Origin of the sequence: Arthrobacter alkaliphilus, from assembly GCF_021483235.1 — a bacterium.
Lineage (GTDB): Bacteria > Actinomycetota > Actinomycetes > Actinomycetales > Micrococcaceae > Arthrobacter > Arthrobacter alkaliphilus.
In genome coordinates, this window is the sequence record NZ_JAKEEC010000003.1 from 198,445 (window position 1) to 214,611 (window position 16,167).

Sequence of the window (16,167 nt, forward strand, 5' to 3'; positions counted from 1 at the left end):
AGGTCACGCCGCCGGGCGTGAACTGGTGCGACGGGTTCACAGTGTTCACAGGGCACGCTTCCTGGGACCGGGCACTTGCGCATCGGATTCCCGCAAATAGAGCGGGGTGGAATCCGGCAGTTCCACCCCTGCTGCAAGGAGGGCCAAGGCGAACTGGCCCAGCGAGGCGGCGTCAGGCTGGGTGGTGCTGAATTCTCCGTTTGCGTTCACGACGTCCGCGTAGATGCCGCCACCGGCACCGAAGACCGGGAGATCGGGCAACTCAGAGGCGAAACCGACGTGCGGACCGTCCACGAGTTGCGGGAGCTGGCCGTCCTTGAGCGTGTAGCGCGCCCAGTAAACCTCCTTGCGGCGCGCATCCGTGGCCACGAGGAACTCGGGCTTCGCTTCCGTTGACTCGGCCACTTCCAAAGCAATGGCATCCAAGCTCATGAGGCCGAAGAGCGGCTTGTTCCAGGCGAATGCCAAGGTGCGGGCCGTCGCAATCCCTGAACGCAGGCCCGTGAACGGCCCAGGTCCGACTCCAGTGACAATGAGGTCGATGTCGGCCGCGCTCACACCGGCGTCGCAGAGGAGTTTATCAATGCCGGGGGCCAGGACCTCGGCGTGGCTGCGGGTATCCTCCGTGGCGAAGGACTCCACCACGCCTTCCATGGCATCGTCAGAGATAAGTGCCGCACTTGCCACGGCCGAAGTATCTATGGCCAAGATCAGCATCAGGCGTTCTCCTCCAGTATTTCGGGGATGGCGTTCCAACGCGGGCCAAAGCCGCGGAAAACGATGGTGCGCGGTTCGTCGTCGTCCTCCGGATCGAAATCCAGAACGGCGTCCTGGGCGGTGGTAGCACTGGCGACGGACCCATCCGCGCCGCCCACCGTCCGGTGCATCTCGATGTCCAGGCGGCTATCCGAAAGGTGTTCCACGCGCTCGCGCCCCCACTCCACCACCGTCACGGAGTTGTCCATGGTGTTTTCGAGGTCGATGTCGTCGATCTCCGCGGCGGACGCCAGCCGGTAGGCATCAACGTGGACCAGATCGGGACCGCCCGGCCGCGGACCGTCCGGCAGGTTTGGGTGGATGCGTACCAGGACAAACGTGGGTGAGATGACGCCGGCACGGACGCCCAGTCCTTCGCCGAGCCCCTGCGTGAAGGTGGTCTTGCCGGCACCGAGTTCGCCTGTCAGGACCAGCAGGTCGCCCGGCTCAAGAACCCCGGCGAGCGCCGAGCCCAAAGCGTGTGTCTGCTCCGCCGTCGCGACCTTGACGGTGCGTTCCCACAAGGCTTCGCTCACCGGGCATCCGCCCCAGGGGTCTCGTTGACGTAGATGCGGGGCACGCGGGGGCTGATGCGGCTGACAATCTCGTAGTTGTTGGTTCCGGCAGCGGCGGCCCAGTCGTCCGCCGTCGGGCCGCCGTCGGCGCCGTCACCGAACATGACGGCTTCGGCGCCCAGCCAGCCGGACGCGTCCGTCACCGAGTTCCCAAGGTCGATGACCATCTGATCCATCGCGATCCTGCCTACCACGGGGTAGTTGAGTCCGTTGACCCGCACCGGTCCGCCCGTGGCGACGCGCGGCACACCGTCGGCGTAACCGAGCGGGATCAGGCCCAAGGCACTCTCGCTGGGAGTGCGGTAGGTGAGTCCGTAGGACACCCCTTGGCCTTCGGGGACGCGCTTGCAGTTGGAAACGAGGGTGCGGACCGTCATGGCGGGGCGGAGTCCAAGTTCCGCGGAGGGCTGGCCTTCGAAAGGAGACAGACCGTAAAGACCGAGTCCCACGCGGACGAGGTCAAAATGGGCATCCGGGCGCGAGAGCGTCGCGGGAGTGTTTGCCAGGTGCCGGACCTCGGTGTCTACTCCGGCATCCTCGGCCACGGCGATCGCTTCCCTGAAGGCTGCCAACTGCTCATCGGTCTCCGGCCGGTGGGGTTCATCCGCGACCGCGAGGTGCGAGAAGATGCCCACCACGCGCAGGAGCCCCTGGTCCTGGTACTCCATGGCCTGGCCCACCACGCTGTCCCATTGGGCCATGGTGGAGCCGTTGCGGCCCAGGCCGGTATCGACCTTGAGGTGGATGCGGGCCGGCCGCTCCTGTTCGCGTGCCGCCGCGACCACGGCGTCCAGCTCCCAGCCCGAAATCCCGACGTCGACGCCGGCGGCAACGGCCGCCTGGAAGTTGCTTTGGGTGGTGTGCAACCAAGCGAGCATGGGGGCGTCAATCCCGGCGGCCCGTAGCACCAAGGCCTCCGAAATATGGGCAACGCCAAGCCATCGGGCGCCGGCTTCCAGGGCCGCCCGCGCTACCTGCACCGCGCCGTGCCCGTAGGCGTCGGCCTTGACCACGGCCATGACGTTTGCGGGCGACGCGATGGCCACGAATCGGCGTACGTTGTGCCGGATGGCATCCAGGTCAATGATGGCTGATCGTTCGAGGACCGTTGCCGAACCCGCTCTCGTGGAGGGCTCGAACCTGGCAGCTGCTTCGTAAGTCACCCTCACGATTCTAGTGCCGCGACGGCCTGCGGGTTGTCCGGCCGGATGAGCCCCCCCGCTCAGGCGTCGGAGTTGTGGGCGATCGTGGCAGCTGCCCGACGTTGGGCTCCAGGCGGAACATCCGCCACAATGTCCTCGAGGAAAGCGAACCGCCTGAGCCACTGGCTGGATTGCCGCTCCCTCCGGGCGTTGGCCCGGTGCCACCAATCGGCGATGTCACCCCATCCAGGCGCAGCCAACGAGCCACCGACTTCCTGCACCGCGAGCGCGGCACAGAGATTGGCAAAACGGAGCCGGTCCCCCAAAGGCCACCCGGCCAGGCTGCCCATCACAAAGGCCGCACCGAAGCAGTCACCCGCTCCCGTGGGGTCGTACGCCGTTACCGGAAGGGAAGGTACCCATTCCTCCTCCCCGGTTTCGGAATCCACGGCCATGGCTCCCTGGGATCCCAGCGTCACCACAGCCACCGGAACGCGGTCGGCAAGGGTGTAGAGCGCAGACCAGGGGTTGTCCTTCCCGGTGAAGGCCATTGCTTCGCGTTGGTTCGGCATGAAGGCGTGGAAGTTGCTGAGCTGGTCGAGCCGCTTGGACGACCACTCTCCCGTTGGATCCCATCCGGCGTCGCCGAAGAGTTTGATTCCGGCCTTCCTCGCTGCAAGCATCCAAGGCTCCGGCTCCTCACCCAGGTCCGCGATGGCGGCGAGCGCCTTGGGCGGATCACCAATCAGCTCGGAGGCGCTCACGGGCGACGGGTGTCCGTGGGTGACCAGGGAACGGTCCTGGTCCACGCACAAGGAGACAGTGACCGGAGAGTGCCAGCCTTCGAACCGCCTGGACAGGGAAAGGTCAACATGCTCCTGGCTTTCCAGGATCCGCCAGTTGAAGTCCCCGTATCCGTCATCCCCGAAGGCCGCGGCGAGGCTGGTCCGCAGGCCAAGCCGGGCAGCCGCGATGGCTTGGTTGGCCACGCCGCCGGGGCAGCTTCCCATCCCTTGGCTCCAAACTTCGGTCCCGGGTTCCGGGCTGCGGTCCAGTCCGGTGAAGATGATGTCCTGGAATACGGTCCCTGTCAGCAGGAGATCGCAGTCGGAACCGTCCCCTGCTCCCGGACTTCGCACCGCGGCGAGGGGATCGAATCCAATCCTGGGGATTGCGTCCATGCACGGCAGACTACGCTGTGGCCTAGTGTGTGCAAAGGCCTTTCCTGCCGAGCCCCCCTGGCGCGGAAAGCAAGGCCCGCGGCCGAGCCGGGTGCGGCCGGCTACAGTTCCCGGTACATGACATGCAGTCCCACGTAGCCGAAGTTCGGATGCCGGAAGGCTTCGGGAATTGTCGCCAGGATGCGGAAGCCCATCGACTGCCAAAGGCCTGCCGCGCGGACGTTGCTTTCGACGACGGCGTTGAATTGCATGGCCCTGAAGCCGGCGTCCCGGGCGGCTCCCAGCGAATAAGCGCACAGCGCCCTCGCGATCCCCTGCCCGCCGTGGTCGGCGTGGACCATGTATCCCGCATTGGCAACATGGCTTCCGCCGCCACCCTGGTTGGCGTGCAGTTCACCGGTACCCAGCACCTCGCCGTCGCGCACTGCCACAAAAGTCTGGCCGGGCGCATCCTTGAACCATTTACTCCGTGCCGCCTCTTCGGACGTGTCCCGGTCCCACGTGAAAGTCTCCCCCGCCCGGATCACGGGCTCCAAGACGACCCAAATCCCCGGCCAGTCGCCTGCCCGGGCGGGTCGGATCTCGTAATCTGCGGCCGTGTCGATGTTTGAATCACTCACGCTCGCTACGGTAGCAGCCGTTCGTGCGCCGGCAGCCGGGCTGCACCGCTACCGCTGGCAGGAGTAGTGTTTTCGCTGAGACGCAGAGGAAGTTGCGCCCCGCGCGGCTTTGAATCGGTTGTTGAATTGCGTTGGATACAGGAGGTAGGCGTGTCGTTGATCCGTCGCGTGGCCTTCCTGTCCCTCCATACCTCGCCCATGGAGCAACCCGGCTCGGGCGATGCCGGCGGCATGAATGTCTACGTCAGGGCCCTTGCCATGGCGCTTGCCGATCTCGGCGTGGAAGTGGAAATCTTCACACGCGCGACGTCGGCCAGCCAGCCCGCCGTCGAACATCCCGGTCCCGGCGTCTGTGTCCACAATGTCCTGGCCGGGCCCCCACGGAAGCTGCCCAAAGAGGAACTTCCCGAGCTCCTCCACGCCATGGTTGCCGAAATCGAGAAGATCCGGCAGCGCCAGCCTCATGGCCGGTACGACGCCATCCATTCGCACTACTGGGTGTCCGGCGTGGCCGGGCTGGAACTCGCCGAGCTGTGGAATGTTCCGCTGATCCACACGATGCACACCATGGCCAAGGTCAAGAACCTGGTGCTCGAATCAGGTGAGCGCCCCGAACCGCGGCGTCGGGAGGAAGGCGAACAGCGGATTGTGGATGGGGCCACGCGCCTCGTGGCCAACACTCCGGCCGAAGCCCAGGAACTCGTTTCGCACTACGACGCCGACTTCGACCACATCGACGTCGCTCCCCCGGGCGTTGACTTGACCGTGTTCACTCCGGCGTTCCGGGCCAGGTCACGAGCCGAGCATGGCGTGCGGCCCGGGAGTTTCCACTTGCTGTTCGCCGGACGCATCCAGCGGCTCAAAGGCCCGCAAATATTCGTCGAAGCCGCAGGCATCCTCCGCAAGAGGCGCCCGGACATCGACCTCCAACTGACGATTCTGGGGGCCTTGAGCGGAGCCAAGGACTTCAATCTGCAGTCCTTCATCACGGGGGCGGGCCTGGACGACGTCGTAACGCACCGTGCGCCGGTCAAGGCGCCGAAGCTGGCCAGCTGGTTCCGATCCGCCGACGTCGTCCTGATGCCCTCCTTCAGCGAATCGTTCGGGCTGGTTGCCCTCGAGGCACAGGCCTGCGGCACTCCGGTGGTTGCCACCAACGTGGGTGGGTTGTCCCGCGCTGTTGCCAACGGACGGACGGGCATTTTGGTTGACGGCCACGACCCCGCCCGCTGGGCGGACGCCATCGAAGCCCTGCACGACGATCCACACACCCGCGAAGACATGGGCCGTGCCGCGGCCGTGCACGCGGAAGCCTTCGGCTGGCACAGGACAGCGGCCATCGCGCTCGAGAGCTACCGCGAAGCCGTCAGCGCGGTCTTGGTCCGCCCAAGCTAAACCCCGGTCACCTCTGGGCCCCTCCCCGACGACGCCCGGTCACCTCTGGTCCCCCTCCCGACGACCCCCGGTCACCTATAGGCCCCCTCCCGCCAACGCCCGGTCACCTATGACGGCCAGCCCCCAAACCCCCGGTCACCTCTCGGCCCCCTCCCGGCGACCCCCGGTCACCTATAACGGCAAACCCCCAAACCCTCGGTCACCTACGGGGACACGACTGATAGATTGTCGCGAACAGTGTTCCGCACGGAGTTGAGGACGAGGATGTCTGAAAACAAGACCTTGAGCGACCTTGATATTGCCCAGAAGGCAGCGATGCGTCCCATCGAAGAGATCGCGGAGCGTGCCGGGATCAACATCGATGTGTTGGAGCTGTATGGCCGGTTCAAAGCCAAAATTGATCCGGCCAAGATCCGTCTCCCGGCTGGCAAGAGCCCGGGCAAGATAGTCCTCGTCTCGGCTATGTCCCCGACGCCGGCGGGTGAGGGGAAATCGACAACCACGGTGGGCCTCGCCGATTCCCTGGCGCGGGCCGGGCACCGCGTGATGATCGCGCTGCGCGAGCCCTCCCTTGGACCGATCCTGGGGATGAAGGGAGGAGCGACCGGCGGCGGCTACTCGCAAGTTCTCCCCATGGACCAGATCAATCTTCACTTCACAGGCGATTTCCACGCGATCACCTCGGCCAACAACGCACTCATGGCCCTCGTGGACAACCACATCTTCCAAGGCAACGAACTAAATATTGATCCACGCCGCATGACCTTCAAACGGGTCCTCGACATGAATGACCGCTCGCTGCGCGAGATCATCATCGGCTTGGGTGGGCCTGCACAAGGAGTACCGCGACAGGACGGATTCGACATCACCGTCGCCTCCGAAATCATGGCCGTCTTCTGCCTCGCAACGGACTTGGACGACCTCCGCGAACGCCTCGGCCGGATCACGTTCGGATACACCTATGACCGTCGCCCGGTGACCGTGGCCGATCTCGGCGTCCAAGGCGCGCTGACGATGCTGTTGAAGGACGCCATCAAACCCAATCTCGTGCAGACCATCGCAGGCACGCCGGCACTGGTGCACGGCGGCCCGTTCGCCAACATCGCACACGGCTGCAACTCGCTCATTGCCACACGTACCGCCCAACAGCTTGCCGACATTGTGGTCACGGAAGCGGGATTCGGCGCCGACCTTGGGGCCGAAAAGTACATGGACATCAAGTCGCGCATCGCGGACGTCGCGCCATCCGCCGTCGTCGTGGTCGCAACTATCCGGGCTCTGAAGATGCAGGGCGGCGTCCCGAAGGATCTGCTCAAGGAGCCGAATCTCGAGGCACTCGCTGCCGGCGTCGAGAATCTGAAGCGCCACGTGCACAGTGTCGAGAAGTTTGGCGTCACGCCGGTTGTCGCAATCAACAAATTCGCGACCGACACAATCGAGGAGCTTGATTGGTTGCTGGCTTGGTGCGCACAGGAAGGAGTCCAGGCGGCGGTGGCCGACGTCTGGGGCCGCGGCGGAGGGGGCGACGGCGGCGACGAGCTCGCGGCGAAGGTCGCCGCGGCGGTGGCGGCAGCAACGGCGTCGGACTTCCGGCATTTGTATCCGCTGAACCTGCCTGTGGAGGACAAGATCCGCACGATCGTGCAGGAAATCTATGGCGCCGACGGCGTGGACTTTTCCGTCCCCGCGCTCAGGCGCCTCGCGGACATCCGACGCAACGGCTGGAGCGAAATGCCCGTTTGCATGGCAAAGACGCAGTACTCATTCACCGACGACGCGGCGCAGTTGGGCGCCCCGAAGGGTTTCACGATTCACGTGCGCGAGCTGATCCCGAAGACGGGCGCGGGCTTCATTGTCGCGTTGACGGGCGCTGTCATGACCATGCCCGGGCTGCCCAAGGAACCGGCCGCGAACCGCATGGACGTCGATGGGCACGGCAACCCGATCGGCCTCTTCTAACGCCCGGTCACATATAGGGCACCTTCCCCGAACGCTCGGTCACATATAGTGCTCAGGGCGGAACGCTCGGTCACATATGAGGCCCCAGGCCGGAACGCCCAATCACATGTTTCTCACCTTACGCGCTGTCCACCGACAGGAATACCGGGCCCGTGGATAACTTCTGCACGCACCCGTCGGTTTGCGCAACAATGCGTTATGCGAAACCACATTGACCTTCCAACTGAACTGCTTTCAGGTCCGTTCACGCTCACCGAGGCAAAAGCCCAGGGCGTCCACCCCGGCGACCTCCGGCGCGCCGACGTCGAAGGCGTGAGCCGTGGTCTCTATCGTCCGGCCGGCTGGGACTTCGAACTCGAGTCGGCTGCGCGGGCATTGTCTGCCGCGACACCGGGAGCCTGGATTTCCCACGTGACAGCCGCGCGACTCCGATGTTCCTGCCTTCCACCGTGGCTTTCGGAATCAACAGAATTGCATCTCAGCAAGCCCCGATCATTGCCGGCGGTGCGCCGCAAAGGCATCATCGGACACAAGGTGATCGTGGCCGAGGATGAAGTCGAATCCGTTGATGGAATTCGTATCAGCACCCGATCCCGCACTTGGCTCGACATGGCGAAGCTGCTTCCCCTGAATGACCTCGTCTGCATGGGCGACGAGCTTATTCGTGTGCCCCGGATGGCGCTGGAAGGTCGGGATGCCCCGTTCGCAACCCTTTCAGGGCTACGCGCGATGGTGGAACGGCATCCAAATTTGCAAGGCATAGTGCGTGCCCGCGAGGCGCTCGAGCTGATGCGCGTTGGCTCGGATTCCGCGCCTGAATCACTGCTTCGTTTGGCCATGCTGGACGCGGGAATTCCCGAACCCGAACTGCAAGTGACGTTGCGGCGCGACGATCCGTTCTCGCCGTCGGCGGACCTGGGCTTCCGCCAAAGGCGGATTGCCATACAGTACGACGGCGACCATCACCTCGCCGACGCCCAGTCCCTCAGCGACCGGCGGCGGAATAAGGCCTTCGAAGCGGCAGGTTGGACCGTGCTTGTATTCCGCAAGGAGGACTTGGCCGACGGCTTCGATGTGGCGACAAAGAAGATCAAAAAGGCGCTGCGATCAGCGTGGGTCGATCCCGCCGTCGCGTCCGGCTTCGCGGCCGCTGTCTAGTGACCGGGCGTCCAGTCTGAACGCACCAAAGGTGACCGGGCGTCGGCGCTCACCCGCACTCCGCCGCCAGTGCCCTTAAACGACGGACGCCCGCTCACCTGAAGTGAGCGGGCGTCCGTCAAAAACCCGTCATAGGTGACCGGGCGTCCGTCAAAAACCCGTCATAGGTGACCGGGCGTCCGTCAAAAACCCGCCAAAGGTGACCGGGCGTCCGGGGGGGGCTTAGCGCTCCACGTCGCCGCGGATGAAAGCTTCGACCTTCTCGCGGGCGATGTCGTCGTTGAACTGCTCAGGCGGGGACTTCATGAAGTAGCTGGAAGCGGAGAGCAGCGGCCCGCCGATGCCGCGGTCCAGGCCGATCTTGGCGGCGCGGATGGCGTCGATGATGACGCCGGCGGAGTTCGGGGAGTCCCAAACCTCGAGCTTGTATTCGAGGGACACCGGGGCGTCGCCGAAGTTGCGGCCTTCGAGGCGGACGAACGCCCACTTGCGGTCATCGAGCCAGGCAACATAGTCGGACGGGCCTATGTGGACGTCGTCGGCGTGCAGCTCGGCTTCGACGTTGGAAGTCACGGCCTGAGTCTTGGAGATCTTCTTGGATTCCAAGCGGTCGCGCTCCAGCATGTTCTTGAAGTCCATGTTGCCGCCGACGTTCAGCTGGTACGTGCGGTCCAGGGTGACACCGCGGTCTTCGAAGAGCTTGGCCATGACACGGTGCGTGATGGTGGCGCCGATCTGGCTCTTGATGTCATCACCGACGATCGGCACACCCGCGGCGGTGAACTTGTCAGCCCACTCCTTGGTGCCTGCGATGAAGACCGGCAGGGCGTTAACGAACGCAACGCCCGCGTCGATGGCGCACTGCGCGTAGAAGTGTGCTGCTTCTTCGGAACCAACGGGCAGGTAGCAGACCAGCACATCGGCCTTGGCTTCCTTCAGCGCGGCAACGACGTCGACGGCCCCTTCCGGTGCCTCGACGATGGTCTCGCGGTAATACTTGCCCAGGCCGTCCAGGGTGTGGCCGCGCTGCACGATCACCCCGGTGGACGGAACGTCCGCGATCTTGATGGTGTTGTTCTCGCTCGCACCGATCGCGTCCGCGAGGTCCAGGCCGACCTTCTTGCTGTCGACGTCGAAAGCAGCAACGAACTGGACGTCGCCCACGTGGTACTTGCCGAACTCGACATGCATCAGACCCGGAATCGTGGCCTGGGGGTCGGCATCGCGGTAGTAGTGGACACCTTGGACCAGCGAAGCGGCGCAGTTACCTACGCCGACAATGGCGACACGAATCGGATGTGAAGACACGGAACTCCTTTGAGCACTAACCTCAGGTGCCTGGCGCGTCCGTACCGGTGTGTACGACGGCGTCTTAAAGGCACAGCGCCGTTCGGCGCTCTTTGCATTGTAGCCAACCAGCGCGGGGCCGGCTTTGTTCCCAGCCGGCCCCGCACGAGTATTAAGTTTCGACCCTACTTCTGCGCCCACAGGTTGATGTCGGACTCGACGGCGAACTCGTCAATCGCTGTCAGTTCCTCTGGCGTGAAGTCGAGGTTGTTGATCGCGGAAACGGTGTCCTCCAGCTGCGCGACACTTGACGCGCCCACGAGGGCCGAGGTCACCGGCGAACCCTTGGGCTGATCGCGCAGGATCCACGCGACAGCCATTTGGGCGAGCGTCTGGCCGCGGCCTTCGGCAATGGCGTTCAAACCACGCACCCTGTCCAGTTTTTCCTCGGTCAGCGCGGATCCGGACAAGAACCGTTCCTTGGCGGCACGCGAATCCGCGGGGATTCCGTCCAGGTACCGGTCGGTGAGCATCCCCTGAGCGAGCGGAGAGAAGGCGATGGATCCTGCGCCGACCTGGTCAAGCGTTTCGTACAGGTTGGGCGAACCGTTCTCTGTCCAGCGGTTGAGCATGGAATAGCTGGGCTGGTGAATGAGCAGGGGCGTGCCCATTTCCTTGAGAATCCGGGCCGCCTCGAGGGTCTGTTCCGGGGTGTAGGACGAGATTCCGGCGTAGAGCGCCTTGCCGGAACGGACTGCGTGGTCCAGGGCGCCCATGGTTTCTTCCAGCGGGGTTTCGGGATCGGGACGGTGGCTGTAGAAAATATCCACGTAGTCCAGGCCCATGCGCTGAAGCGACTGGTCGAGGCTGGAGAGCAGGTACTTGCGGGAGCCCCACTCTCCGTAGGGGCCCGGCCACATGTAGTAACCGGCCTTGGTGGAAATGACGAGTTCGTCACGGTAGGGCTTGAAGTCGTCCCTGAGGTGGCGGCCGAAGTTCGTTTCGGCCGATCCGTCCGGCGGACCGTAGTTGTTGGCGAGGTCGAAGTGGTTGACACCCAGATCGAAGGCCCGGCGCAGGATGGCGCGCTGCTCTTCGAAACGCTTGTCGTCGCCGAAGTTGTGCCACAGTCCCAGGGAGATCGCGGGAAGTTTGAGGCCACTGCGTCCGACGCGGCGGTAGGGCATGGTTTCATAGCGGTTTTCCGCGGCCGAATAAGTCATACCTACCATCCTGCCACTGCCACTGAACCCCGAAGTGTGATGTCCGTCATGTGGGCACGCTCACTTTGGCTACAGTCACGCGAGGCGCACGACGGCGGCGCTTTCCGCCGGGAGGGTCAGCTGACCGTTCCCGACGGCGGCCGCTGAGTCCGTGGCGAGCAAGACTTCGCCGCGCATCGCCTTCGTCAGTGCCCGGTCCCCGAAGTTGTAGGCGACCCTCACGTCGCCCCTGTTGAGGACAAGCCATTTGTCCGCTTCGCTGAAATCGACATGGGTGTCGGTGAATCCGCCTCCGGCAAGCTCCGGCGTCGAGCGCCTGAGCTGCGCCAGCGCCCGGTAAAGTTCGAGCAACCGGGCGTGATCGCCGTCGTGCGCTTCTTCCCACTTGAGCTTGGAACGTTCGAACGTCTCCGGGTCTTGCGGGTTGGGCACCAATGCAGGGTCCCAGCCCATCCGTTCGAATTCCTTGAGCCTGCCTTCCGCCGTGGCCTTCGCGAGCCATTCCTCGGGATGCGAGGTGAAAAACTGCCAAGGAGTGGATGCGCCGAATTCTTCGCCCATGAAGAGCATTGGGGTGAACGGCGAGGTCATGGTCAGCACGGCGGCCAACGCGAGCCTGCGGTAGGACAGGCTCGCGCTCAGGCGGTCGCCCGCGGCGCGGTTGCCGATTTGGTCGTGGTTTTGGTTGCAGACCACCAGCGCGGCAGGATGGGCGAACCCCGAGCGGATAGGGCGGCCATGGTGCCTGCCGCGAAAGCTTGAGTAACTCCCGTCGTGGAAGAAGCCGTGTTCAAGCACCTTGGCCAGCGCGCCCAAGGAGTCGAAATCCGCATAGTAGCCGGCAGTTTCGCCAGTGAGGTTCACGTGCACGGCGTGGTGGAAGTCGTCGCTCCACTGCCCTTCCAAGCCGTAGCCGTTAGTGTCCCGGCGATAGATGAGGCGCGGGTTGTTCAGGTCCGATTCCGCGATCAAGGTCCTGGGGACGCCTGTCTCGGCTTCGATCCCGTCGGCGAGGCTGGCGAGGTCCTCGAGGATATGGACGGCCCGCTCATCGCGGAGGGCGTGTACGGCGTCAAGGCGCAACCCGTCCACGTGGAACTCGCTCAGCCACATGGCGGCGTTGTCCAGGATGTATTGACGGACTTCGTCGGAATCCGGGCCGTCCAGGTTCACGGAGTCGCCCCAGGTGTTGCCTTCGCCTGACTTCAGGTAGGGGCCGAACTTCGGAAGGTAGTTCCCGCTGGGGCCCAGGTGGTTGTAGACCACGTCCTGGATCACGCCGAGTCCGGCAGCGTGTGCGGCATCCACGAACCGCTGATAGGCCTCCGGTCCCCCGTAGGCTTCGTGGACGGCGAACCACAGCACGCCGTCGTAGCCCCAGTTGTGGGTGCCGTTGAAAGCGTTGACCGGCAACAGCTCCACGAAATCGACACCGAGTTCAACGAGGTAGTCGAGTTTTTCCGCGGCCGCGTCCAGGGTGCCCTCCGGGGTGAAGGTCCCGAGGTGGAGCTCATAGATGACCGAGCCGCCGAGCCCGCGCCCGGCCCACTCCGAGTCGTTCCAGGCAAAGGCCGAGGCGTCGAAAGTGCGCGAAAGAGCGTGGACCCCGGCAGGCTGGCGTTGCGATCTCGGATCCGGGAAGGGCCCTTCGCCGTTCACGAGGTAGCCGTAATCGGTCCCGGCCTCCCGGGGTACATCCGCCGTCCACCACCCGGCGGCGCGGTCTTCGTGCGGGCGCATCTCGTGGTGCTGGCCTGCTGCGAGCAGAGTGACAGACTCTGCAAGCGGTGCCCACACGTCGAATCGTTTCCCCGCATTGGTCTTCTCAGCCATTGCTCCCCCTCAATTTTCTCGTCCGGGCTTCGTTCGCCCGCCGTCGTCGGTGCTCTGGCCAGTCGGTGCTTTAGCTAAGGTGCTTTAGCTAGCTAATGGGTACGAGCAAGGCCACGGGGTATCTTTGCAGGATCCTTCCGACCTGAATCTCGCCCTGAGGGTAGCTGGTGCCTGTCAGTTCATCCCGGAACGCGCTCCGAAGACGGATGACGGTGTCCTGCCACCCCCCATTCCGCTCAAGCTTCCGCGGGAGCCTCGTGGCCAAGGTAATGGCGCCGCGCCCGGCGGCAAGGGCGCCACGGTCGAAGGCGATCAGGTGTTCGGCCGCGGGACCCTCGGCATCGACAGGACTGTATCCGCCAAAAAGCTCCGGCCGGTCCCGGCGCAAGCGCAAGGCACGGGAAGTCACCAGCAGCTTGGCCAACTCGTCGCCTGCTTCAGCCTGGACACCAGCGTCGAGGTCGGCGAGGGCCGCCTTCCGCCGTTCGAAGTCGACGGCGCGCCGGTTGTCCGGGTCCGTCAGCGAACGGTCCCAGAACTCCGTCCCCTGGTAGACGTCCGGTACACCCGGCATGGTCAGCTGGACCATCTTTGCCGACAGTGAGTTGGACGTCCCGTACGGGTCCAGGAGGGCAACGAACTCGTCGAGCGCCGCCGTCACCTCGGGCACGTCGAACACGGCGTCGACGGCGGAGGCGAGCTCCGCTTCGAACGCTTCGTTCGGTTCGGTCCAGCTGGTGGAGTTTCCCGCTTCGCGTGCCGCCTTGAGGACATAGCCCTGGAGCCGTTCGCGGCTGGCCGGCCAGGCACCGGCGATCGCTTGCCATACGAGCACGGCGAGCGGACCGTCCGGAATCGGCGCCAGTTCCTGCATGCGATCGACGAATGCTTCCCATTCGGGTACTGCCTCGGAGATCGCAGAGATCTTGGCACGGGTGTCTTCGCTGCGCTTGGTGTCGTGGGTGGTCAGGGTAGTCATGGAGAGCGGCAGCAGCTCCTGCCGCCGCGCCATGCGCTCGTGGAATCCGGCCGTGGCCAAGGCGAATTCCGAAGGATCCGCGCCCACCTCGGTCAGCGTGCCGAGGCGTGTGTAGCGGAAAAACGCGGTGTCTTCCACGCCTTTGGCCATGACCATGCCGGAAGTCTGCTGGAAACGGCGGCCCAGTTCACTGCCGGCGTCGAGCAGCAGTGGAAGCAGCGCCCCGAGGACCTGTTCCAAGTCCGGCCTGGCCCGGGCAGCCCGCTCAACGGACTCCACCAAGTGGTCTTTGCCGTACGGGAGGTAGCTCCGATAGACATGGAACGAGGCGATGGTTTCGGCCAGGGCGTCGGCCACCTGGGCACGGGGCAGTTCAGGAGAGTCCGGAACGAGCCTAGCCAGCCGCAGGATTTCCGAGTGCAGGATCCCGTCCGTGATCCGCCGCTTGGTTTCATGGATCATGGCTTGGTAATCCGCCGGCGAGCCGGTGCCCCGGTACCGGGCGTCCAGCGCGTTGAGCTGCCCCTCGGCGTCGGGATCCACGAAAAGGCGGTCGACGTCGGCAAGCGCGTCGTAGCCCGTGGTCCCCTCGCAGTCGAAATTCTCCGGAAGCTCCTCCCCCGGCTCCAGGATCTTCTCGACGAGCAGATAGGAGCCACCTGTGGTTTCCTTCAGCCGCTCCAAGTACCCGGCAGGGTCCGCGAGCCCGTCCGGGTGATCTATCCTCAGCCCGTCGACAAGCCCGTCACGGAACCATCGCGCGATCTCCGCGTGGGCTTCCTCGAAGACCCAGGGGATTTCGACGCGGATCCCGGCCAGGGTGTTTACCGCGAAGAAGCGGCGGTAGTTCAGCTCGTCGTCGGCCCGGCGCCAGCCCACCAGCTCGTAGTGCTGGCGTGCGTGGACGTCCCTGGGGTTGTCACCCGCGGCGAAGGTGCCTTCGGCCAGCGGGAAGCGGTGGTCGAAGTAGCGCAACTCGCCGTCGACCACTTCCAGCTTGTCGATGTCGGAGTCGCTGCCGAGGACCGGGAGCCGCAGCTTGCCGCCGCCGAAGGCCCAGTCGACGTCGAACGCGTCCGCGTAGCGGGAGGCCCGGCCTTCTTTGAGGAGGGACCACCACCATGCATTTTGCGGCGGCGACGCGACTCCCATGTGATTGGGAACAATGTCTACCAAAACCCCTAGCCCGGCTTCCCGGGCCGCCTTTGACAGCATGGCGAGTCCTTCGGGGCCGCCGCGCGACGCATCAACGGTGGAGGGGTCGGTGACGTCGTAGCCGTGGTCCGAACCCTCCTCAGCCGTCAGGATGGGCGACAGGTAAACCCAATCCACCCCGAGCTCGCGGAGATAGCCCGTGAGGGCAGCGGCGTCCTGCAATGTAAACGACCGCCTGATCTGCAGCCTGTAGGTGGAAACTGGTGTCCTCATGATCCCCCGTTTTTGTTGGAGCGTGGCTTTCTGGGCTTCTTCGGCGCAGCCGCCGGCTTGGTTCCGGATTCAGCTTTCGATTCCCGGGAATGATGCTTTTTCGGTTCGGGGGCCGCTTCCGGCACAGCCTCGGGTTCCGAGGTGGACGGTGCCGGTGTAGCGGGCACCGTCAAGGAAGCCGTTTCGGCGGTGGCTGTCTGCGTCAGCGCGGCGAGGGACGCGGCCACCGAGTGGTCGGGCTCATCCTGCGGGGCGCTGTGCGCACGCAGCACTACGAGTGACTTGGCCCCGACGCCCAGGACGGCCTCTGCCTGCACGGGTTCCGTGTCGGCAGAGCCGCCGGCGGTGTCGATGATGATGTCCCACGCGGGTGCGTATTCGTCCGAGGGCACCTTGAACTTGACCTCGTCGTCGTGGGCGTTGAAGTAGAGCAGGAAGTTGACGTCCGTGATGCGCCGGCCTTGGTTGTCCCGGCCGCGGATGCCGTCACCGTTCATGAACACGCCGACCGAGCGGCCGAAAGCGCTGTCCCAGTCCGACGGCGTCATGGTGGTTCCGTCGACGTCAAGCCAGACGATGTCCGGAAGCCTTTCGCCTTCGCCTCGAAGGACCGGGCGGCCGTCGAAGAAGC

12 protein-coding genes and 1 pseudogene are annotated in these 16,167 nt (G+C 64.9%); 3 read left to right on the forward strand and 10 right to left on the reverse strand.

What is annotated here, in order from left to right; genetic code table 11:
* Positions 1 to 45: 45 nt before the first annotated feature.
* The 5 genes from tsaB to L0B83_RS04410 form a co-directional block, all read right to left on the reverse strand.
* A complete protein-coding gene (gene tsaB / locus L0B83_RS04390) occupies positions 46 to 717 on the reverse strand; it encodes a tRNA (adenosine(37)-N6)-threonylcarbamoyltransferase complex dimerization subunit type 1 TsaB (RefSeq protein WP_234757191.1) in 672 nt (223 codons plus the stop codon).
* Positions 717 to 1,292 carry a tRNA (adenosine(37)-N6)-threonylcarbamoyltransferase complex ATPase subunit type 1 TsaE gene (tsaE, locus tag L0B83_RS04395; protein ID WP_234757192.1) on the reverse strand — a complete coding sequence of 192 codons (576 nt, stop codon included), beginning with the start codon at positions 1,290 to 1,292 and terminating at the stop codon, positions 717 to 719. The genes tsaB and tsaE overlap by 1 nt, the downstream gene beginning before the upstream one ends.
* Positions 1,289 to 2,494, reverse strand: a complete 1,206-nt coding sequence (gene alr, locus L0B83_RS04400) for an alanine racemase (protein ID WP_234757193.1) — start codon at positions 2,492 to 2,494, stop codon at positions 1,289 to 1,291. Before alr ends, tsaE begins: the two co-directional genes overlap by 4 nt.
* Before the next feature lie 59 nt (positions 2,495 to 2,553).
* Positions 2,554 to 3,654, reverse strand: a complete 1,101-nt coding sequence (locus L0B83_RS04405; protein ID WP_234757194.1) for a carbohydrate kinase family protein — start codon at positions 3,652 to 3,654, stop codon at positions 2,554 to 2,556.
* Between the two features lie 101 nt (positions 3,655 to 3,755).
* Entirely contained in the window at positions 3,756 to 4,274 is a 519-nt protein-coding gene (locus L0B83_RS04410; RefSeq protein WP_234757195.1) for a GNAT family N-acetyltransferase, read from the reverse strand.
* A 150-nt stretch (positions 4,275 to 4,424) separates the two neighbouring features.
* On the opposite strand from L0B83_RS04410, the gene mshA reads away from it, so the two are divergent.
* From mshA to L0B83_RS04425, 3 genes are all read left to right on the forward strand, one after another.
* Entirely contained in the window at positions 4,425 to 5,669 is a 1,245-nt protein-coding gene (gene mshA, locus L0B83_RS04415) for a D-inositol-3-phosphate glycosyltransferase (protein ID WP_234757196.1), read from the forward strand.
* Between the two features lie 264 nt (positions 5,670 to 5,933).
* Positions 5,934 to 7,628: a formate--tetrahydrofolate ligase gene (locus L0B83_RS04420; protein WP_234757197.1), complete on the forward strand. Its 1,695-nt coding sequence runs from the start codon at positions 5,934 to 5,936 to the stop codon at positions 7,626 to 7,628.
* Positions 7,629 to 7,826: 198 nt separating this feature from the next.
* Entirely contained in the window at positions 7,827 to 8,786 is a 960-nt protein-coding gene (locus tag L0B83_RS04425; RefSeq protein ID WP_234757198.1) for a DUF559 domain-containing protein, read from the forward strand.
* A 222-nt stretch (positions 8,787 to 9,008) separates the two neighbouring features.
* Here L0B83_RS04425 and L0B83_RS04430 read toward each other — a convergent pair whose 3' ends face one another.
* The 5 genes and pseudogenes from L0B83_RS04430 to L0B83_RS04450 all read right to left on the reverse strand — a co-directional run.
* Complete coding sequence (locus L0B83_RS04430) at positions 9,009 to 10,094, reverse strand: inositol-3-phosphate synthase (RefSeq protein WP_234757199.1); 1,086 nt, start codon at positions 10,092 to 10,094, stop codon at positions 9,009 to 9,011.
* 164 nt (positions 10,095 to 10,258) lie between these two features.
* On the reverse strand, positions 10,259 to 11,296 hold the full coding sequence (gene mgrA, locus L0B83_RS04435; protein WP_234757200.1) for an L-glyceraldehyde 3-phosphate reductase: 1,038 nt from the start codon (positions 11,294 to 11,296) through the stop codon (positions 10,259 to 10,261).
* A 75-nt stretch (positions 11,297 to 11,371) separates the two neighbouring features.
* Positions 11,372 to 13,129 carry a malto-oligosyltrehalose trehalohydrolase gene (gene treZ / locus L0B83_RS04440; protein WP_234757201.1) on the reverse strand — a complete coding sequence of 586 codons (1,758 nt, stop codon included), beginning with the start codon at positions 13,127 to 13,129 and terminating at the stop codon, positions 11,372 to 11,374.
* Between the two features lie 88 nt (positions 13,130 to 13,217).
* Positions 13,218 to 15,536, reverse strand: a complete 2,319-nt coding sequence (gene treY / locus L0B83_RS04445) for a malto-oligosyltrehalose synthase (protein ID WP_234757202.1) — start codon at positions 15,534 to 15,536, stop codon at positions 13,218 to 13,220.
* A pseudogene (locus L0B83_RS04450) lies at positions 15,533 to 16,167 on the reverse strand (glycogen debranching enzyme); the annotation flags it as partial. The pseudogene L0B83_RS04450 and the gene treY, both read right to left, overlap by 4 nt.